This window comes from Bacillus sp. Au-Bac7 (assembly GCF_021341655.1).
In the GTDB taxonomy this organism is placed as follows: domain Bacteria; phylum Bacillota; class Bacilli; order Bacillales; family Cytobacillaceae; genus Niallia.
In genome coordinates this window covers 125,099-145,227 of sequence record NZ_JAJTTG010000003.1, presented here as the reverse complement: position 1 = coordinate 145,227, position 20,129 = coordinate 125,099, and the positions used below count along the sequence as shown (strand labels likewise).

General features: G+C 36.9%; 19 protein-coding genes. 16 read left to right on the top strand and 3 right to left on the bottom strand.

Translation table 11 applies throughout. From position 1 onward, the window contains the following. The first annotated feature begins 24 nt into the window (after positions 1-24). Together LXM54_RS13785 and LXM54_RS13780 are read left to right on the top strand one after the other, a co-directional pair. Entirely contained in the window at positions 25-1,365 is a 1,341-nt protein-coding gene (locus LXM54_RS13785; RefSeq protein ID WP_233315791.1) for a UDP-glucose dehydrogenase family protein, read from the top strand. A gap of 238 nt (positions 1,366-1,603) precedes the next feature. Then, positions 1,604-3,541: a heparinase II/III domain-containing protein gene (locus LXM54_RS13780; protein ID WP_233315790.1), complete on the top strand. Its 1,938-nt coding sequence runs from the start codon at positions 1,604-1,606 to the stop codon at positions 3,539-3,541. A gap of 556 nt (positions 3,542-4,097) precedes the next feature. Here LXM54_RS13780 and LXM54_RS28285 read toward each other — a convergent pair. Continuing rightward, on the bottom strand, positions 4,098-5,405 hold the full coding sequence (locus LXM54_RS28285) for an O-antigen ligase family protein (RefSeq protein ID WP_233315789.1): 1,308 nt from the start codon (positions 5,403-5,405) through the stop codon (positions 4,098-4,100). Positions 5,406-5,665: 260 nt separating this feature from the next. On the opposite strand from LXM54_RS28285, the gene LXM54_RS13770 reads away from it, so the two are divergent. The 6 genes from LXM54_RS13770 to LXM54_RS13745 are packed head-to-tail and all read left to right on the top strand — an operon-like array spanning position 5,666 to position 10,907. After that, on the top strand, positions 5,666-7,168 hold the full coding sequence (locus LXM54_RS13770) for a BglG family transcription antiterminator (protein WP_233315788.1): 1,503 nt from the start codon (positions 5,666-5,668) through the stop codon (positions 7,166-7,168). A gap of 37 nt (positions 7,169-7,205) precedes the next feature. Continuing rightward, complete coding sequence (locus LXM54_RS13765) at positions 7,206-7,676, top strand: PTS sugar transporter subunit IIA (RefSeq protein ID WP_396953783.1); 471 nt, start codon at positions 7,206-7,208, stop codon at positions 7,674-7,676. A gap of 15 nt (positions 7,677-7,691) precedes the next feature. After that, a complete protein-coding gene (locus tag LXM54_RS13760) occupies positions 7,692-8,009 on the top strand; it encodes a PTS fructose transporter subunit IIB (protein WP_233315786.1) in 318 nt (105 codons plus the stop codon). Between the two features lie 16 nt (positions 8,010-8,025). Further along, positions 8,026-9,108 (top strand): PTS fructose transporter subunit IIC, encoded by a 1,083-nt coding sequence (locus LXM54_RS13755; RefSeq protein WP_233316138.1) that lies wholly within the window; start codon positions 8,026-8,028, stop codon positions 9,106-9,108. An 18-nt stretch (positions 9,109-9,126) separates the two neighbouring features. After that, positions 9,127-9,981: a class II fructose-bisphosphate aldolase gene (locus LXM54_RS13750; RefSeq protein WP_233315785.1), complete on the top strand. Its 855-nt coding sequence runs from the start codon at positions 9,127-9,129 to the stop codon at positions 9,979-9,981. A gap of 26 nt (positions 9,982-10,007) precedes the next feature. Then, a complete protein-coding gene (locus LXM54_RS13745) occupies positions 10,008-10,907 on the top strand; it encodes a ketose-bisphosphate aldolase (RefSeq protein WP_233315784.1) in 900 nt (299 codons plus the stop codon). Between the two features lie 309 nt (positions 10,908-11,216). Here LXM54_RS13745 and sinI read toward each other — a convergent pair whose 3' ends face one another. Further along, positions 11,217-11,333 (bottom strand): DNA-binding anti-repressor SinI, encoded by a 117-nt coding sequence (gene sinI, locus LXM54_RS13740; protein WP_233316137.1) that lies wholly within the window; start codon positions 11,331-11,333, stop codon positions 11,217-11,219. Between the two features lie 284 nt (positions 11,334-11,617). Between sinI and LXM54_RS13735 the strand changes: the two genes are divergently transcribed. From LXM54_RS13735 to LXM54_RS13710, 7 genes are all read left to right on the top strand, one after another. Beyond that, on the top strand, positions 11,618-12,166 hold the full coding sequence (locus LXM54_RS13735; protein ID WP_233315783.1) for a hypothetical protein: 549 nt from the start codon (positions 11,618-11,620) through the stop codon (positions 12,164-12,166). A 146-nt stretch (positions 12,167-12,312) separates the two neighbouring features. Next, entirely contained in the window at positions 12,313-12,600 is a 288-nt protein-coding gene (locus LXM54_RS13730) for a hypothetical protein (RefSeq protein ID WP_233315782.1), read from the top strand. A 373-nt stretch (positions 12,601-12,973) separates the two neighbouring features. Further along, positions 12,974-13,114 (top strand): hypothetical protein, encoded by a 141-nt coding sequence (locus LXM54_RS13725; protein ID WP_233315781.1) that lies wholly within the window; start codon positions 12,974-12,976, stop codon positions 13,112-13,114. A 280-nt stretch (positions 13,115-13,394) separates the two neighbouring features. Further along, the gene (locus LXM54_RS28015) at positions 13,395-13,523 is read left to right on the top strand and encodes a hypothetical protein (protein ID WP_267913398.1); all 129 of its coding nucleotides are present in this window, start codon (positions 13,395-13,397) and stop codon (positions 13,521-13,523) included. A 38-nt stretch (positions 13,524-13,561) separates the two neighbouring features. Continuing rightward, positions 13,562-13,756 (top strand): hypothetical protein, encoded by a 195-nt coding sequence (locus LXM54_RS13720; protein WP_233315780.1) that lies wholly within the window; start codon positions 13,562-13,564, stop codon positions 13,754-13,756. Positions 13,757-13,985: 229 nt separating this feature from the next. Beyond that, a complete protein-coding gene (locus tag LXM54_RS13715; protein ID WP_233315779.1) occupies positions 13,986-15,164 on the top strand; it encodes a processed acidic surface protein in 1,179 nt (392 codons plus the stop codon). Positions 15,165-15,167: 3 nt separating this feature from the next. Further along, positions 15,168-15,845, top strand: a complete 678-nt coding sequence (locus tag LXM54_RS13710; protein WP_233315778.1) for a class D sortase — start codon at positions 15,168-15,170, stop codon at positions 15,843-15,845. 126 nt (positions 15,846-15,971) lie between these two features. Here the strand turns inward: LXM54_RS13710 and LXM54_RS13705 are convergent, their stop codons facing one another. Beyond that, a complete protein-coding gene (locus tag LXM54_RS13705) occupies positions 15,972-18,800 on the bottom strand; it encodes an Ig-like domain-containing protein (protein ID WP_233315777.1) in 2,829 nt (942 codons plus the stop codon). Between the two features lie 464 nt (positions 18,801-19,264). On the opposite strand from LXM54_RS13705, the gene LXM54_RS13700 reads away from it, so the two are divergent. Further along, complete coding sequence (locus tag LXM54_RS13700; RefSeq protein ID WP_233315776.1) at positions 19,265-20,074, top strand: zinc ribbon domain-containing protein; 810 nt, start codon at positions 19,265-19,267, stop codon at positions 20,072-20,074. The last annotated feature ends 55 nt before the right edge of the window (positions 20,075-20,129 follow it).

The window sequence follows — 20,129 nt, the reverse complement described above, 5'->3', positions numbered from 1 at the left end:
AAATTATAAAAGGGGGACTTCGAATTGACTAATATCACAGTAGCAGGAACAGGTTATGTTGGGCTAGTCACAGGTGTTTGTTTAGCTGAAGTGGGTCATTCGGTTACATGTGTGGATAATATTCAGGATAAGATTGACCTTTTGAACAAAGGTATATCCCCTATTTATGAACCACAGTTAGATGAATTGATCGTTAAAAACTCTCAAGCTGGCAAATTAGCATTTACAACTGATTATGAAAGCTCTTATGCACAGTCAGATGTTATCTTCATTGGGGTAGGAACTCCAGAAAATGAGGATGGATCAGCAAACTTAAACTTTGTTTATACAGTTGCCCGTCAAATTGCCGAAAATATTCAAAGAGACTGCCTAGTTGTCATTAAGTCAACGGTTCCTATTGGGACAAATGATAAGGTGGAAGTCTTCATTAAAAATCATCTAAAACACGATGTGAATGTAGAAGTTGCTTCTAATCCTGAGTTCCTTGCACAAGGGACAGCAGTTAGGGACACATTGAATGCATCTCGTATTGTAATTGGGGTTGAAAGTGATCGAGCGAAGGAAGTGCTGACTGGAATTTATGAACCATTCAATCAGCCAATCCTTTCTATGAACCGTCGCAGTGCAGAGATGGTTAAGTATGCTTCAAATGACTTCTTGGCACTAAAAATTTCCTTTGTAAATGATATCGCAAACCTATGTGAAGCAGTTGGTGCTAATATAGAGGATGTTACGAACGGAATGAGCTATGATGCTCGTATTGGTAATAAGTTCTTGAACCCTGGAATTGGTTATGGCGGATCTTGCTTCCCGAAAGATACGAAGGCACTACACTGGTTATCGGAGGAAGAAGGTTATGTTCTTCGAACGGTTAAAGCAGCTATCGAGGTAAATGAAAAGCAGCGCTTTAAGCTAATTAAGAAGGCAAGACAAGATTTCCCTACCTTCCAAGGATTGAAGGTAGCTGTTCTTGGATTAACGTTTAAACCGGGTACGGATGATTTAAGGGAAGCTCCATCTATTCCAAACGTTCGTTTGTTATTGAATCAAGGTGCCAAAGTTCATGCATTTGATCCAGTTGGAGTAGAGAACTTCAAGAAGATTTATCCGACACAAGTTGTGTATGAGGATTCTGCTGAAAAGGTTTTGGAAGATGCAGACATTTGCTTTGTGTTTACAGAGTGGGATGAAATAAAAACTATTGACTTGAACTTGTTCAGAGAAAAAATGAAGACTCCATATGTATATGATGGACGTAATTGTTATTCATTGACTGCAGCGAAGGAAGCTGGCATTAACTATCAATCTATTGGTAGACCTGATGTTAAGGAATTTTCTTTGATTTTAGAAGAAGTTATAAAGTAAAACGAAATGGGGACTTTCTATGAAAGAACCCCATTTTAAATTTGATGTAATTTATTCTTTTCTTTTTTTCTATCTAATAGTTCTTTTCAATTTAATACTCCTCTTTTTACCTCTGTACAAATTAAAATTGTTATTTTCTAGTCATAATTAGTTTCTCTTTATCCTATTGATTAAAATTTGCAGGATTAAATACTAAATTAGGAATAATTGTCTTCGATAAGGAATGTGGGGGAATTATATGAAGTTTAAGAAAAATCAATTATATATAGTAGCTATCTTAATAATATCTGTTTTCCTCTATCTATTTATACAAATGAAAGGGACAAATGAAATATATGATAGTAAAAAAATGGAAAAAGATAAACAACAGAATGAAAGGGTTGAAAATCCTACTCCCCAAGAAATAATACAAGATTTAAAAAGTAACTCGCCTAATAAACAACATCCCAGGATAATGGCAACTGAAAATGATTTTCAAAAGATAAAAGAGGATATTAAATTAGACAGTTATAGCAAACAATGGTATGAAACTTTAAGTGAGGATGCTAATAACTTACTGAATCAGCCACTTTCCTCTTATGAAAAGAATGATGGTATTAGGATTTTATCTGTGAGCCAGACAGTATTAGATAGGACAATAACCTTGTCCTTAATGTACCAAATTACAGGAGACTGGCATTATGCAGAGAGAGCTTGGAAAGAGTTAGAGAAAGTATCTGGTTTTCAGGATTGGAATCCTTCACATTTTTTAGATACTGCTGAAATGGCAACAGCGGTAGCTATAGGATATGATTGGTTATATGATTATTTAAGGCCAAAACAAAAAGCAGTACTTGAAAATGCAATTATTGAAAAAGCGTTCAGACCTGCTTTAAAGATTTATAATAGTGATCAGGACGTAGATGGTTTACCTATATTTTGGAAGGATGCAACAAACAATTGGAATACTGTTGTAAACAGTGGTCTAATTGTTAGTGCACTAGCAATTGCTGATGAATCATCAAAAACGGAAAATATATCAGCGGATATACTGGATAATGCTGTAGCATCTATTGATAATTCCCTTTCATCTTATGCTGAAGATGGGGGTACAGAAGAAGGACCTGGATATTGGAATTATGCAACAAAATATATAGCGTATTTTATTTCAGCAATGGATACATCCCTAGGTACAGATTATGGCCTTTCCACTAAGAAAGGGTTATCAGAAACTGGTTATTTTTACATATATATGAGAGGTCCAGGTGGACTGTTTAACCTAGGGGATTCAGGAAAAGATAATTACAATAATTTATCTCAATTGCTGTGGTTTTCTAATAAGTATAGCTATCCTGAGCTTGCAGTTCCAGCTATGAAAAAATATAATGCAATGAATTTAATTTGGTATAAGAATTCTTCAAATTATAGTCAAGACAATAATGAACTTCCTCTTGATAGATATTTTTCTAATATTAAAACAGGAACAGTTACTATGAGAGAATCATGGACGAATCCTAATTCAATATTTGTGGGAATTCATGGAGGAGATAATCAAGCGAGTCATGGAGATTTAGATATTGGTACATTCGTCTTAGATGCAGAGGGCGTTCGGTGGGCAGAGGAACTAGGAACTGATAATTATAACTCGCCCGGCTATTTTCAAATGAGTGGAAAAAGATGGTCATATTATAGAAAGGGAACAGAAGGCCAGAATACTTTAGTTATTAATCCAAATACAAATCCAAACCAGATAAGTAATGCTGTTGGGAAGTTAAGTGATTTTAAAACGGATAAGGAAAGTTCTAGTGTTACAGTTGATTTGACTAAAGCATATGAAAATGCAACTTTAATTAAAAGAACTTTGTCTCTTATTAATGATAGAAAGAAAGTATTGTTGGAAGATGAAGTGAAAATGGAAAAAAATTCTGAAGTCTATTGGTTTATGCATACTCAGGCCAATATTGGTCTGAGTACAGACAAAAAAACAGCTATTTTGGTTAAGGATGAAAAAATCCTGTATGTAAAACTTAAATCTCCAGAGAAAGCTAAATTTTCAGTTTTAGATGCTAACCCATTAAGTAATTCAGCAACAGTAAGCAATAGTAAGAATGAAGGATTAAAAAAACTAAGTATACATCTAGACAATATTCAAAATGTAAACATAAAGGTAGAGTTTTCTACATCTGATACTAAATAAATCTATAATAAGCCTTCTTAAACATGAAAAGGTTAATTACCTTATAGTAGAAATTTCTCTGTCCGCTATAAGGTTTTTTTGAAAAAATAAAACAGGATGAATAAAGAAGAAAGAGATATATCTATAATTATAAAAGATTGAGTTTAAAACAGGACAAAGAATAATAGTTAAAGAAATAATAAAAGAAAAGGATGTTAGAGATTTTTAGATTTGAGTAAAAATAGATGTTTATAGGGTGAAAAGGGTAATATAATGTAAGAAAGTAGGAAGTTAAAGATATATATGAAAATCATTATTATATGCAATTGGTACTATGAGTATCTAAAAAAACAGGTATTGATTATTATATCATTCTTTAAAAAATCTATGAGTTGATTAATACTAGTCTAAACAGTGATGTAATAGATGTTGTTAAGCTTTTTATAAAAAAACAGTCTTATTATCAATAAAATAAATAACCTGAATCCGTGTAAAATTAGGACTCAGGTTAAATATATATTCTCATGTAGCTCATTTTATTTTTTAAGAATTTCTTGCTTTATTTGTATATATTTACTTAACTTACATTTTTAAATTCACTTATATTGGTAGTTTCTATTTTATTAGGCTTTTCATGATTGAAAGTTAAGCATGATACAACAAAAGCTAAAATTAACCCAACAGCTTGCCATTCAAAAAGTTCAAAGAAGAATAACTCAATGCTTATTACAATTAAACAAAGTAATGATAATTCTGATACCCAATTCCGAGATTTATTAAATATTTTTTTTAGAATGAAAAAAAGAGTGGCTAAATAGGCTATAATTCCTATAAGACCTAGTTCAAAAAACCAAGCTAGATACTGATTATCTGTAGTGGAAAAACCTTGCATCGTAATTGGATGAGCAACCATAAAAGGTCCTACCTTACTACTCCCATATCCAAAAAATAAATTAACCAAATTACTATTTTTCATGTGTTCAAGTATTAAGCTTATAGTCATAGTACGTTGTAAACTTGATCCATCAGTTGAGTTAAAACTCAATGAGTCCCCAAATCTTTTTATTATAGCTTCATATAACTCATTAAAGTTTAGAATTAACATACCTAAGCCCAAAAGAGCAAAAATTATTCCTATATAAATAAATAGTATTTGATTATAAGTTAGTCGGATATTTTTGGGAATTTTAAATATTTTTTTAAAGTTAAGTATTCCATAAACTAGAAAAACAATAACTAATGCAATCCAAGCACTTCTTGACATTGTAGAATATATATTTAGTAATAGCAAAAATTGTAAAGGATATTTTATTATTGGTGATTTTATTACATAAATATTTATCAAAAATGCAATTACAAAAAATAATCCACAGATAATTGGGTGATCAAAAACAGACATAGTACGATATTGATCGGTTCCTAAATGGTAATTGTACCCTACTGTTCTTAACTCCATAAATTTTAATAATAAGGGTTTATTAAAGATAACTTGGTAAAGATTGAAAACTGAGAGTGTATTAAGAAGTAAGGCCAATTGTTTATAGGTTTTTATTGCATAGCCTTGTCCTTCTTTTGAAAACATAAGATACATATAAAAAATTAACAAGAACATTAGCAAGTAGTTACGAATAAAGAAACTGCTATTATCTAAAGCTGAAAAAGCTAGATAAATAAAACCAAATATAAAAGTGAAAGAAAAAAATAAATTTAAATTTTTAAACTTGATACCAGTTTGTGTAAACCTTATTAAAATCATGACCAATAGTAAGCCAAGAAATAAGTGGTATGCATTATGGGTTATAGGATATTGAATCATAATAGAAGCAATTAATCCAATTAATATCAAGTTTACCCCAAAGGATTTTTCTTGATTTAATTCACTCACAAAATTTAGCCTCCGATACTCTATAATATTGTAAGTATATAATAAACTTCATATATTTAGGAGACTTTTTTATATTTTTTAATGTTTTAGACTAGAATCTCTTCAATTATCGCATGATATTAACCAAAAATAGGAATCTTGAATGATAGGCAATGTTAGTATCCCTCCAATAAGGACACAAAATCCACCCCAAAATTGTAATTGTGTATCCGCTTACACGTTGGTAAGATAAGAGCATAGAAACGAGGTGATGAAAGTTCATGAATAAGCGTCAATGTGAAATTATTGAAATTCTGCTGGGAGAGAGGAGGTTTGTGACGGCCTCTGAGTTGGCGGAGCGGCTGGCTGTTTCACGGAAGACGATTTATCGTGATATGCAGGATATTGGGAATCATTGCTCTGCTTATCGGCTCACGAAGAAAGAGAATAATGGTTATTTGCTGGAGATATTGGAAGAAGAGGAGTCAGCACATTGTGATCAGTTCGAGCATCCTAATGAGCGGCGTTTAGATTTGTTGTTATTTCTCCTTTCGATTGCCCCATGCAAGACTTCTATTCAGAAAATCTCGGAGCGCTATTTTGTCAGTCAGAGCTCTATCTTGAATGATTTTAAGCATATTGAGAAGAAGCTTGTGCCATATGGCATCCGCTTATCTCGGACGAATGAGGGAACCTTCATCAGTGGTGATCAATTCTCTCTGTATAGGCTGATGGCTGTTATTATTGAAAGCTATTTAACGCAGATTGGCGATCCGTTTTGTCAGTATGATATTCCTGATTCCATTAAGGACATTCAGGTGAAGAATGGGAGATTAGCAGAAATAAAGCAGATTCTCCATGAGTTTCAGGAGGAACAGGACTTGCTTTTAGATCAGCCCTATTATTTAACTTTGTTTTGCTCCCTTTTATCCATTATTGAAAAGCAAGCGCATCATCTCCAGCTGTTTCCTAATGAGGAAATCATCTATGAACAGATTGACGACAGCTCTGCCATCTATCCAATGGTTCGTTCTTTAGCTGAAAAGCTTGAAAAGCAATTTTCCTTCCAATTAAAGCATTATGAAATGCTGAATCTCTACTATATTTTAAAGGCTTATAAGCTTAACTCCCGATTTCTGCTTAACCAGCAGTCTGAAGTATTGTTGAATAACCAGGTTATTGCTCTCGCAGACCAGCTTATTTCCAGAGTCTCGAGAAACAGCGGCTACCGGTTTACAGAGGACAGAGAGCTGCGGGAAAGATTGACGATGCATCTTCACTCTATGGTTTATCGCCTTAATCACCAGATTTATATTATTAATCCAATCTTGAAATCAATTAAAACGAATTTCTCTAATATTTTTCAGCTTGTTCGATTTTCGGCAAATGAATTAATGGAAGAAGGTATCTATGATAAGCATCTGACAGATGAAGAAATTGGTTATATTACGCTGTATTTTCAAATTTCCTATGATGATCGCTTTGTGAACCAGATTCCGATTTTAATTGAATGTACGAGTGGAGTTGGCACGTCTCATATGCTGAGTGAAAAAATCAGGAAAAACTTTCCGAATATTCACATTAATAAAATCATCGCTCAAGAGCGCATTAAGCAGTCTGATTATGAGGATGTTGAGCTGGTCATTTCCACAGTGAAAACACACAGCATCAGCGACAAGCCGACAATCCTGGTCAGCCCGATATTAAATGAAGATGATAAATACAAGATTGATCAGTTTATTAAGGATTACTACAAAAATCAAGTAATCATCTATAACAGATGATGGCTATAAAGAAATAAATAGGAGGATCAAAATGGATGTGAAAATGGATGACTTAGACTTTACAAAAGTTGTGACAGAGGAGTTAATTAATCTCGATTTACAGGCGACAACTAAGCTTGGTGTTATTGCTGAATTAACCCACCTTTTATTTGTAAACGGTTGCGTAACAGATGAAGAAGCATTTATAGAGGATGTCCTTTTTCGTGAAAATGCCGGGCCGACTGGCTTGGAAAAGGGGATTGCCATTCCTCACGGTAAGTCAGACTTTGTTCAAAAAACATCAATTGCCATCGGCAGGACAAATAAGGAGATAGAGTGGGAGTCGCTGGATGGGGGACCGATTAATATTATTATCTTATTTGCTGTCAAGAATAGCGACAAGACAACAACCCATATTAAGCTCCTGCAGAAGGTTGCTGTCTTGCTTGCTGATGAGGAGAAAATTGAAAAGTTCCAGTCCCTTAAGACAAGAAAAGAATTCATTGAGATCTTTGCTGAAAACAACTGACAGGAGGAATATCTTATGAACATTGTTGGAATCTCTGCTTGTACCTCTGGAATTGCACATACGTATATTGCGAAGGAAAAGCTGATTAAGGCAGGACAGGAGTTTGGCCATAAAGTCAGGATTGAGACACAAGGAACAATCGGGATTGAGGATGAGCTGACAGCGGATGAAATAAAAGCAGCTGATCTTGTCATCATTGCCGCAGATATAAAGGTGAGCGGAAAGGAGCGTTTTAAGGGCAAAAGAATTGTGGAGGTGCCGACACATATTGCTATTAAAGCACCTAAGCAGCTATACAAAAAGATTGAAGCTGAATTAAACAAAAACCAGTGAAGGGGTCTTTTATATGCTGAAAAAACTGCAAATTAAAAAGCATGCGTTAACTGCAATTTCCTATATGCTGCCATTAGTAGTGGCTTCAGGTTTACTAATTGCGATCGGGAATCTGACAGGCGGGACTGTTATTGAAAACTACCAAGAAGCCTTCTCGATTCCATCCGCTCTTGTGTCATTAGGTGTACTAGGAATGGGGCTGCTTGCTCCGGTCATTGCCGGGGCGATTGCCTACTCGATTGCTGATCGTCCAGGAATTGCACCTGGCTTGCTGATGGGGTTGATTGCTAATGCGATTGGTGCTGGCTTCTTAGGAGGCATGCTTGGCGGTTTTATTGTCGGTTACTTTGTACTCTTCTTAAAGAATAACTTGAAGGTGCCAAGATGGGCGGAAGGGCTTATGCCAATGATGATTATTCCTCTCATCTCCAGTCTCGTCGTCGGGCTTCTCATGTTCTTTGTACTTGGGGTGCCGATTGTGTGGGCGACAGATGGCTTAACATCGTTCTTGACGAGCATGCAAGGCTCGATGAGGTTTGTGTTTGGGGCAATCTTAGGCGGCATGGCAGCATTTGATTTCGGCGGTCCTGTCAATAAAGTCGCCTCCCTCTTTGCCGACGGCTTGCTGCTTGAAGGCATATATGAACCAGAAGCCGTTAAAATACTCGCATCTATGGTGCCGCCATTCGGTGTTGCTATCTCATGGGTATTATCAAAGGCATTAAAGAAAAAGAAATATACGAAATCAGAGGAAGATAATATCAAAATTGCTTTTCCAATGGGTGTTTGTATGATTACTGAAGGTGTTATTCCTATTGCTGCTGTTGATATCGTAAGAGTAGTTGTTTCCTGTACACTCGGTGCAGCAGTTGGCGGCGGTTTCTCCATGCTGTGGGGTGTAGGCTCACCTGTCCCATCTGGCGGCATGTTCATCGTACCAGCCATGAATCATCCGTTTCTATTCTGTCTGGCATTGCTGATTGGTTCTGTTGTAACAGGCTTGATGCTGTTCTTCTGGAAGAAGGAGCCTGTCGAGAAAGCGGAGGAAACAACAGAGGAAGAAGATATGGACTTATCTGATGTAAAAATCTCATTTTAATCAGGAGGGAAGAGGCTTATGTATGTTTCCATGAAAGGCATGCTCGCACGTGCCAACAAAGGAAAATACGCTGTGATGGCTATCAATTGCTTCAATTTAGAGACAGCAAAGGCCGTCATATTAGCAGCTCAAGAATTAAGAGCGCCTGTTATCATTGATCTTCTGCAAGACCATTTACAAGCACATCTTGGCAGTAAATTGCTGACACAGCCGATTATTGAAATGGCACGCGACGCAAGCGTTGAGGTTGCAATTAATCTCGACCACGGCAAGGATGTAGGCTTTGTGAAAAGATGCTTAAGAGACGGCTTTTCAAGTGTGATGATGGATGCATCTGCTTATCCGCTTGAACAAAATATTGAGATTACCAAAAAGATGGTTGAATTTGCTCAAACCTATGATGCCAGTGTGGAAGGCGAGATTGGCAATATCGGCTCTGTTTCCCGCAATAATCTCACCAATGATGATATGTACACAGACCCGGATGCAGCTATTGAGTATGCAAGACGAACAGGAATTGATGCTTTAGCGATTTCTTATGGCTCAAGTCATGGCGACTACCCAGACGGCTATGTGCCGCCATTCCGCTTTGACATAGTCGAGAAAATTAAAGCAGAAACAAATATACCCCTTGTCCTTCATGGCGGCTCAGGCTGCGGAGAAGCAAATATTAAAAAGTCAATTGCCCTTGGCATCAATAAAATAAATGTTGGTTCTGATTTCATGAAGGCTCAAGTCAACAGCATTCAAGAATACTTAAAGGAAAATGAGACTGTCGATTATGTCCGCCTTATCCAAGGTACAGTCGAGGCTGGCAAGGAAATGGTTAAATATTATATGGATTTATCTGAGTCAACAGGCAAGTCTTTATAAAAATCTGATCGAAATGGGGAGAGACAATGTTAGTAAACATGAAGCAATTATTAGAAGTGGCACAGGAGCACCAATTTGCAGTAGGAGCCTTTAATGTAGCGGACAGTAATTTCTTAAGAGTGGTTGTCGAAGAGGCAGAGAAAAACAACTCACCAGCTATTATCGCCGTGCACCCGACAGAGCTAGATTTCACAAAGGATGATTTCTTTCACTATGTGCTTGCTCGGATCAAAAACAGTCATGTGCCATTTGTGCTTCATCTTGATCATGGCGATAGTGTGGAAAGTATTATGAGAGCCATCCACGTCGGCTTCAGCTCTGTCATGATTGACGGTTCGCTTCTACCTCTTGAAGAAAATATCAGAGTTACAAAGCAAATCGTCGATATTGCCCATCCTCTTGGCGTGTCAGTAGAAGGAGAGCTAGGAACAATTGGCAATACAGGCACAACAATTGAAGGTGGCGTAACCGAGGTTATTTACACAAGACCAGAAGATGCGAGGGAATTCGTTGAAAGCACTGGTGTTGACACATTAGCAGTCGCAATCGGCACTTGTCACGGTATTTATCCAAAAGACATGAAGCCACAGCTGCGCATGGATATTTTGCGCCAAATCAAAGAAGTTGTTGATATCCCGCTAGTTTTGCATGGCGGCTCTGCCAACCCAGATGAGGAGATTGCCGAGGCAGTTAAAATCGGCATTCAGAAGGTTAATATCTCCTCAGATTATAAATACGCCTTCTACAAAAAGTGTCGTGAAATACTTGCTGAAACAGAGCTGTGGGATCCAAATGCTATTTATCCTGATTGCATTGACGCTGCAAAAGAGGTTGTTCAATATAAAATGAATCTGTTCCAGTCAGTGGATAAAGCAGATGTGTATAGACGGGAGAATGTGCGGGCTTGGAGAACGGCACAGCTGTAAAAAGTAATAGTAAGGCTTGAATAGAGCAATGAATATTTGTGAAAATAATCACATAAAAGATAGCACTAAAAGCAGGAGATAATCTCCTGCTTTTTTTCATTAAACACTAAGCGAAACAGCTATTTTTATTAGTTGTAGACACATTGGGGTAGGGAACTTGCAGCAACATCTTATAAAGAATTTATCATGACTGGATGAAATCTTAATCCAGTATTTGAGAAGAGATAGTGGAAAGTAATAAAAAACTCTCCTTTCCTTATGGAAGGGAGAGAAAGTTAATGATGAATGATTATTATGCTAAAAAGAACCTTAAGCAGGTTTAAGTATAGTGAGAATCTTTCTAATTTCCTCTATGGACATACCTATCTCCTTAGCATATGAAATCAATTCTATCCAATCTGTATCTAGCTCTTGATTGTCTATCATAGAATGTAACATATGAACTCCTGTATAGGTATTTTGTCGCATTTTTAATATTACTTTAAATAGTTACTTAGATAAAGAAAAAAAGTTCGACAATTTTCTACAGAAGCATAGTACTATAGTAGCTAGTGTCATCTTTGGTAGCTCAGTTAATAAATATATAATTTATCGAAATCGACTTTAGTTTTTTAATTTAATAGAATTAAATTAAGATAAATATACAAAAATGTTATAATTTGTATTAAAGCAATATTCTTTTCTTAATAATAGGCGTAGGAGGCGGTAAATTGAGAAAAATGAAATCTTATAAAGTATATATAATTATTTTTGCGCTTCTTTTGTTGTGGATATGGCTGCTTTTCTACATGCTTAATGAAATAATTGGAGGAATAACTGGAGTTATAGTGGCTTGTATTGGAACACTATTAACATGCTACATAGTGAAGGAAAGAATAGACCGGCGAAACTTTATGCTTTTTTTAGAAGCGTCTAAAGTAAGATTGGAAGTTCTTGAGGAGTTAATTTATAAATGTGAAAATACTTTAGATGAAATTGCTAAGAAATCTCCTGTAAGGAATACTGATATACAACAATCTGTGCAGCATTTTTATCATAAGCTATTAAGTTCTGATTTAGAAATTGTATATAAATATATGGAGTATGACTCCATTGTTAAGGTGACAAATAAATTAACATCACTTAAAGAATTAACTGAAAAAAGTTCCTTTAATGAAGTAGACGCAACTGCTGCTGTAGAAGATATTAAAGCAGTCTATCTTATATTAAATACAAATAAAAATAGCGTAGAGGAAATAGTGAAGATAAAAATTAATTAAAAGTTTTATGGTTACTTGCTGCTAATGGTCAATACTTCTTTTCTCGATCCTAATATTTATGTAGCTGACAATATTTAAAGGAACGATGAAAATCTCCCTCACCCCCAACATACAATGAATTAACAATATAATTGAGGTGATGGGGGATGAAGAAACTCAGCCGTCTCGGGGAGCTTTGGTGGCAAGGCATGACGTTAGAACATGTGTCGCATAAAGCAATTGTCAGGCCTTATTTAGCGTTTCTGTTTGTTACGTTAGTGTTTGAACTGTTTTTAGCTGTTCTTCTTATTTTTGCCTGTTTTATCTTCTATACAAACCATTACTGGCCGTCTGCCCCGTTTTATATTGGTGCTGCTGTGCTTGCTTTGCTGATGGGCATCACGATATCCTCCCTATTTGTTATTCTCCAGCGGAAAAAATGGAGAAAACAATAAAAAATTTCACTTCAATATCTTTCTCTTCTTGAAAATATTTAGTATCAAATAGCATATTGATTCATCTAGATGCACGGCAAGTAACCCTCTGCTTCTAATCATAAACATGAAAAATTCTCTATCCAGAACATTTAACTAAAAGCAGCTAATAACAAAGCGTTATTAGCTGCTTTATTCATTTATGTAAATTAGTCCAAGCTAACCAGTTTATCAGCCGTTAAAAATGGGAATCAATCAGGGATTGTGCTCTTTCATTTTAGAAAGGGCTTAACACTAAATAACGTTCTTGGAAATCAGGCATATAATATAAAATATTTTCATGTTCATGAACTGATGTTTGTTGAAATAAAAAAATAAAAAATGGAGCGATAATATGGCTGACAATAAAGAGGACTTCAAGACATTATTGCTGAGTGTGTACAATAAAGGCAATGAGGGTGCTACAGTGAAGGAATTGATGAGCCTGTTAGAGTCTGAATTGGCAAAGCTGAATACCAATGTAGGCCGCCGGTAAGCTTACCTGCTAAAAGGGAGCTCTATGTGTTTTTTTAACGGCATTTGCCTATGCCCAGGATGTATCTTATGTTATTCATGCATATATGGTGAAAGATTTTTGAGGAAAAGTCCTAATTTTATTAGGGCTTTTTATTTTGTTCAAGAGTTAGAGTATGCTTGTTTGCTTGAAATGTTTACAGTGTTAGAAATAAATTATTTTTTTCAGTGTAGGACAGCTGCTAAGATTGAGGGAAAGCAGTACTGCAGTCTAACTTAACTACACGACAAGGAGTAATGGAATGCTGTCAGATCAAAGAAGAGAAATGCTCACTGCGTTAAAAGAGGTAGTCATTCCTGTTTTAAGGCGACAAGGCTTTAAAGGTTCTCTTAACCATTTCAGAAGAAGGAATAAAACAATATTGATTTAATTACCTTCCAATTCAATAAATGGGGCGTTTCATTTATTGTGGAGTTAGCTGTTTGTCCTAAAGAGGGAACAACCATGATTTGGGGAGAAGAGATTCTGCCTAATAAGGTTACAGCTCATCATATGAATAATCGGTACAGACTGGGAAGTAAATCAATAGATCAAGAGGGCATTTGGTTTGATTATGAAAATGCCGTATCAAAAAGTGGCAGAAAGGATGCTGAAGCTGCTTAACACGGCAGATGTAGATTGGATATCTTCCTTATTTAAGTGATTTTTTCCAAGCTAATCTCCCTTTGTATAATGCATTTATTGTAAAATAGTTACTTTTCTTACTCGGTATGGGTTTCTAGTAAAAAAGCAACAAAAATATTTTATTTTAGGAAAATATTTTTGTTTCTAATCCCTTTTTCTGCAAGTATAATAAATTGAAAACTAAAAATAGAGATAGTAGGGGGAACCAATGAAGCGTTTACTTTGTTTGTTTACAGCTATTTTACTGGCTTTAAGCCTTCTGCCTGTAACTTCGTTTGCAATGGAATCTAATGATAAGGATTTCGAAGCATTTTTAGAAGAAATCGGCTGGGAAAAGCAGGATTATATCGATTACTTAGAAAGCAAAGATTGGTATTTGGAAGATTTCGAATCTGCTGATGAGCTGGGCACACCATTAACAGAAGAATCTATCGAGCCAATTTTGACAGACTATGATCTAACAAGAGAAGAGTTAAATGAGCTTCTTGCTGATTATGGTGATATTGAATTGGGACAAGACGTTCTTGATAGCGAATACCTTCTTTTCGCTGAAGAGGTTTATGATTATGTTGGCTACTATTTAGATGATACTTATGGCACACTTATCAATGATGAGAACCTGCAAGAGCTTGTAGAAAGATACGGCTTTGCATCTGCTGATGAATTAGAAGAGTATCTTCAGCAGTTTGATGAGTCTATCGATCACTATGAATTTATCGAAGACCTTGACTCTACTGTAGATTATTACATGAATGGTGGAGCAGATTTAGAAGCAGAGATTGATGAGCTGTTCCTATCCATGGACCTGACAGAAGAAGAAATGGACAGATTGCTTGAGCATTTTATAACAATTTATGAAGAAAACCCTGATTTTGAGGATCAGCTATATACATTGAGCGAAAGAATGATGGCATTTGGTGAATTCGATTCTGCAGATGACCTGACAGCAGAGCAAATTGCTGAGCTATTGGATATCTCGAATGACATGCTGGATATTTTGCAGCTTGATGTGAAGTATTATCTTGTTAAAGATGGTGTGAAAAAACCATTATCTGTACAAAGCATGATGACGATGACGTCAACAGATGGTGCAGACTTGCTGATTGAGCTTTACAATAAACAAGGTGATTTCCTTGCAGATATCATTCTGACGAATGAAATGTTCGGTTCTGAAATAATCAAAGAGACTGGTAAAGACCTTCAAGAAGCAGAACAAATCGTAAAAGAAATTCCAGTAAAAACAGCTACTAAAGCGGTTGAAAAGACTGTAAAAGGCGGAAAGCTGCCAAACACTGCTTCTGACTACTTGCAAAATACAATCATTGGACTTGTGATTGTGCTTGCTGGTGTTGTGTTGTTTAGACGTGTTTGGGTGAAAGGACAATAAAAAATGCGGGCAGCCAATAAAAACAGAAGAGGAAATAGCCGTAAGCAATGGATTCTTCTTTCATTGACTGCTGCTGTCATTATAGTTGGAGTCTGGTTTACCAGCTCCAACTTTTATCCTTTTTTAAAGGGCTATTTCCTTTATAAGACAGAGCAAGTGAAAGCAGATGATTTGCCGAAGGAAGAAGAGGAGAAAACGGAAGCTCCTCCGGCAGTGGAGGAAGAGCCGGAAGAGCCAGCAGATGAGACTCCGCTTTATGCAGAAATGCCAACAGTAGGGGACTATATGGGGGATCTGCTTATTCCGAAGCTAGAGGCGACTCTTCCAATCATTCATGGCACAGATGAAGATGAGCTGGAAAAGGGCGTTGGTCATTTTGCAGGCAGTGTTATGCCTGGTGAAGAGGACAATACGGTGCTTTCCGGCCATCGAGATACTGTGTTTAGAAGACTTGGGGAAGTTGGCAAAGGTGATCTTCTAACAGTGAAGACAGCTGCTGGGGAATTTACGTATAAAGTGAAACGGGTCAGAATTGTTGATAAGGATGATAGAACGGTTATCGTTCCAAAACCGAAAGCAACATTAACTGTCACAACCTGCTATCCGTTTAACTATATCGGAGATGCTCCGAAACGGTATATTTTAGTTGCTGATTTAGTAGATAAGCAGCTGAACAGCTGATGAAAAAAAGAAGCTCCAGCCATGGAAGCTTCTTTTTTTTCTGCAGTTATCTTTAATCAAACGTTTGTTTAACTAGCAAAAAACGGCGTCCTGAAGCGGTTTTCACCTTCAGAGACGCCGTTTTTATTATTTTACTTTTATGGTTCGATAAGAACTCTTATTGCCTGCTTTATCTTTCGCATACAGCTTCAAGGAAGTGCCTTTTTTCTGTTTGCGCAATTTCACTTTGTATGTTCCGTTTGAGCTGACAGTTGCTTTTCCTAAATATTTGCTGCCTCTGTACACATAAACGGTAGCTCCTTTTTCTGCACTGCCAGAAATACTTGTTGATTTCGATGTGACCGTTTTAGCACTAGGTGCGCCTGGTGCTGTTTTGTCGGCAACTTTAATAGAAACAGAATTACTCTTATTATGGGCAGCATCCTCAGCATACACCGTTAAATATGTGCCTGCCTTTTGCTTCGCTATTTTGATTTTATAGGCGCCCTTGCTGTCGGCTGTTGCTGTGCCAATTGTTGTGCTGCCTCTTTTTACATACACTTTTGCTTTTGCTTCTGTCTTGCCTGTCACATATGTTGTCGCATCACTGATCGAGCTTACACTTGGCTTTGTTGGTGCTATTTTATCGACAACAGTGACAGATGTGTCACCGCTCTTATTGCCAGCTTTGTCTGTTGCATTCACAACCAGCTTTGTGCCTGCCTTTTGCTTCGTAATTGTTATTTTAAAAGCACCTTTACTGTCAGCTGTTGTTTTTCCAATAGTTGAATAGCCTGATCGAACTTGAACAGTCGAACCTGCTTCAGCAGTTCCAGTGACGTTTGTGGAAGAATCACTGACAGTGTTAACCTTCGGCTTGGATGGTGCTGTTTTATCCTGCACGGTAACAGCTGCCTCTGCACTGCGGCTGCCAGCTGTATCAATTGAATAGACGGCTAGTTTTGTACCAGCCTTTTGCTTCGGAATCGTGATTTGGAACGTCCCGTTGCTGCTTGCTGCGCCGCTGCCGATTGTTGTTCCATTTGCTGTAATAAAGATGGTTGTGTATGGGTCGGCAATCCCGCTTAAAGCAGTATCACTGTCACCTATTGCATACACAGTCGGCGTTGTCGGCACATCTGTGCCGCTGCTGTTTGTCAGCATTGTATACGTAATATCGGCACCCTTCGTTGATGGTACAGAAAAGTCTTCTGGTGAGCTTAATCCTTTTACAACAGCACCGCCGCCTTTTAAAGACAAAGTTGTTGTCCCGCTGTACAGCTTCTCTTTAAGGGAATCAAAAGCGGAAACGCCTTTAAAGCCATACGGACCAGAATCCTTCTTCAAGACAAGTGCTGCCCGAAAATTCGTCATAAATTGTCCGAATGTTAGTTTAGGATCAATATATTTATGAATGATGTTCTCGACTGCTTTGTAATTGCTGTTTGTGTCTGCGATAATTTCCTTAAAGATGCTGTCCCCTTGGCCAGCCTGGTATTTCAAATATTGCAGGAACAAGTAGGAAAGGGAGTAATTCGCTAACGTGTCCCCGTAATAATCCCAATTCAGTAAGGACTGCCCTGATGTGATGCTTGTGCTGTAATTATAATAATCAATCCTGCTTTGCAGGATATCCTTTGAATAGATTTGTTCGGCTGCCATCGCCAACCCTTCATCAAGCCATGTGTCCAGCTGTGTAGATCCTTGGATAAACACATTTTGGTTAAAGCTGACCATATGCTGAAATTCATGGGCAAGTGTCATATAAGCCTCAGACACATCGATATCGCCTGCGTCATACATGAGCGGGTACGTATCAATATAGAAAATCTCTGACTTATTTGAGTTTGTATCATTATATAAATCGACAGGCGAGAAATAGCCGGCTACATAGCCGCCGCTACCAGTAAACCCATCCTTAATATCATAGGCAAGGATGTTAACCTTTCCGTCATTATTAACATCTGATTCCTTCCCGAAATTTGTTGCCACAGAAAGGTGAATAGAATCATCGAATTCCTTACCGAGCTGTGCAGCCGCATCTGCCGTAATTTCATTGTTATTTACCCACACATCTGCGTAGGTGCCACTGTACAGAAGCTTTGCAGTCAGCTGGTAATCTTCATTTGTCTCAATATTTGTTACCCAAAATGCTTTGCTGTCGCCCTCATCATAGGAGGCGATTACAGAATTGGTGCTTTTAGTCGTTACTTTGTCCGCATCTTCTGGCTCGAACGGAACGACATAATCAAGCATATAGGCTTCTTTTTCCATGTTTTTGTTGAACGTATATTCGTCATTGTTAATCTCTAATGACCCAGTATTTTCGCTTTGATAAGCATTGGTAGATTCATTGCTGATTAAGCTGTAATAGCTTGTCCCGCTGCTTATGTTTAAAGCAGTTCCTGTGTAAAATGGGTTTGCTACCTTGAAATAAGTTGTATCAGAATAATATAAATCAGACTGGCTTTTCGAGGTGCCAAGACGCAAGTATATGTAGGCACTGTTTTTATAAAGTGACTTTGGAAGCGTTATTCCAAGCTTCATGTTTCCGAAAGAGGAAGACATATCGTTTGAAATGCCGCCGATATAGTCAAGGGCCCCATTATTGTCTGTGTAAAATTCTATATCCAAAAAAGCATCCTTATTTGTGCTGTCATTTTGAACAGCCAGCAGCAAATTCATCGCTTCATCTGCGGTTTCAGAGGAAGAGGTGCCAATATAGGTAACTGTATTGGTACTGCCGACACTGTCGGTCAAGCTTCCCGCCACAGCACCGTCCCTGATAAGCGGATAATCCTCCACATTGTCAAAGTTAAGATGCTTGCTTATATCAAGCCGAGGTACCAAACTTGTGTTTAAGTTTGTATTAACGTTAGCTGCCTTTAAAGATACATTCTCCTCTTGAGCAAAAGTACTTAAAGGTATAGAAAAGAGTAATAGAAAAGCAGAAAATCCAGAAATTATTTTACCCACAAGTGTTCATCCTTCCCGAAAAAAGTAGCCCGGCTTATCGGCATAGACCCTTGGCCGATAAGCCGTCAGCTGGACATCATGTCCTTATATGAATCTCTTTTTTTAATTTATATCGGTAGTGTTTTAGCAGGATGAAATAGTAAATGATTCCATTCGTTACGCTGATACCCTCGAAATTTGTCGAACGAAAGTTCAGAGAAAAATTTACGAGGGTATCCGTATTTTTTTAATTGTTTTAAACCTTGTATTAGCAGGAGGTTAAGGATTGCATTAAAAACTAGAGTGGTATTTTTTAAAAGGGATAATGAGTATAATGGATTATTTATTTACCATATTATTACTGGTGTTAAGTTGATTTACCTATTACAATAAGTGAGGAAATTTAGGGAATTGAATATTTTGTATGAGAATACAGCTTTTTCTTTATTTTCAATATATAGATAGAAAAAAGGGGAGACTTAACAGTGAATTGTGTAAAGTGCGGGCATCCTAATGATAGGGATGCTAGATTCTGTGAATCATGCGGAGCAAATCTGCAGACAGAAACCGGGACACACCCAAATCCAGTATTGTCCAAAGAGGAAGCAGCTGCAGCGGCTTCAACAACTGCTGGACAGACAGGAAGCAGTCAAGCATATATAGAGAAAACGAAGACTGTTTCCAAGCAATACTTTTCATACTTTTTAACAGCATTAAAAAATCCTGTTCAAGCAGCAGCAAATACAGGGAAAGAGAACTTCATCAATGGAATCATTACAATTGTTTTATTTGCTTTGATGATTCCGCTTATGAGTTATTTTGCATTAAAGAGTGCATTTAGCAGCTATAACAGTGGCTGGTTTTCGCCAGATATCAGCTTCGGTGCTGTTGTAATTAAACCATTATTTATTTTATTAATTATACTTGCATTAGTAGTACTAATTATCTTCGGAGCGGTCAAGCTTGGTAAATCTTCTGCCGGCTTTCTTGATGTACTAGCGAGATTTGGTACATTCTTAGTAGTTCCAGCCTCATTTTTTGTGATTGCACTAATTATTTCCTTAATTGGTTCTTATTCTTTTGTATTCTTCCTGTTGTTGGGATTAACGGCATTCTCCTTTGTGATTCCATTGATTATTTACAGCTATAAAAAGCAGAGTAACGGTGGATTGGATGCATTCTACAGCATTCTTTTATCCTATATTGCGATTGCGATTGTATTTATGATCATTGGTGATGCAGCATTGGAAAACATCGAGGAAATGCTCGATATGATGAATCCATTTGGTTTTTAACATAAAGAGAGAACTTAGGGGGCCTGTCGTATTTCGGGCCTCTTATTAAAATATG

Bases quoted from the DNA above. Each gene is read 5' to 3' on its own strand.
- LXM54_RS13780 (WP_233315790.1), top strand. From the start codon at position 1,604: ATGAAGTTTAAGAAAAATCAATTATATATAGTAGCTATCTTAATAATA.
- LXM54_RS13770 (WP_233315788.1), top strand. From the start codon at position 5,666: ATGAATAAGCGTCAATGTGAAATTATTGAAATTCTGCTGGGAGAGAGG.
- LXM54_RS13760 (WP_233315786.1), top strand. From the start codon at position 7,692: ATGAACATTGTTGGAATCTCTGCTTGTACCTCTGGAATTGCACATACG.
- LXM54_RS13750 (WP_233315785.1), top strand. From the start codon at position 9,127: ATGTATGTTTCCATGAAAGGCATGCTCGCACGTGCCAACAAAGGAAAA.
- LXM54_RS13745 (WP_233315784.1), top strand. From the start codon at position 10,008: ATGTTAGTAAACATGAAGCAATTATTAGAAGTGGCACAGGAGCACCAA.
- sinI (WP_233316137.1), bottom strand. From the start codon at position 11,333: ATGATAGACAATCAAGAGCTAGATACAGATTGGATAGAATTGATTTCA.
- LXM54_RS13730 (WP_233315782.1), top strand. From the start codon at position 12,313: ATGAAGAAACTCAGCCGTCTCGGGGAGCTTTGGTGGCAAGGCATGACG.
- LXM54_RS13725 (WP_233315781.1), top strand. From the start codon at position 12,974: ATGGCTGACAATAAAGAGGACTTCAAGACATTATTGCTGAGTGTGTAC.
- LXM54_RS28015 (WP_267913398.1), top strand. From the start codon at position 13,395: ATGCTGTCAGATCAAAGAAGAGAAATGCTCACTGCGTTAAAAGAGGTA.
- LXM54_RS13715 (WP_233315779.1), top strand. From the start codon at position 13,986: ATGAAGCGTTTACTTTGTTTGTTTACAGCTATTTTACTGGCTTTAAGC.
- LXM54_RS13710 (WP_233315778.1), top strand. From the start codon at position 15,168: ATGCGGGCAGCCAATAAAAACAGAAGAGGAAATAGCCGTAAGCAATGG.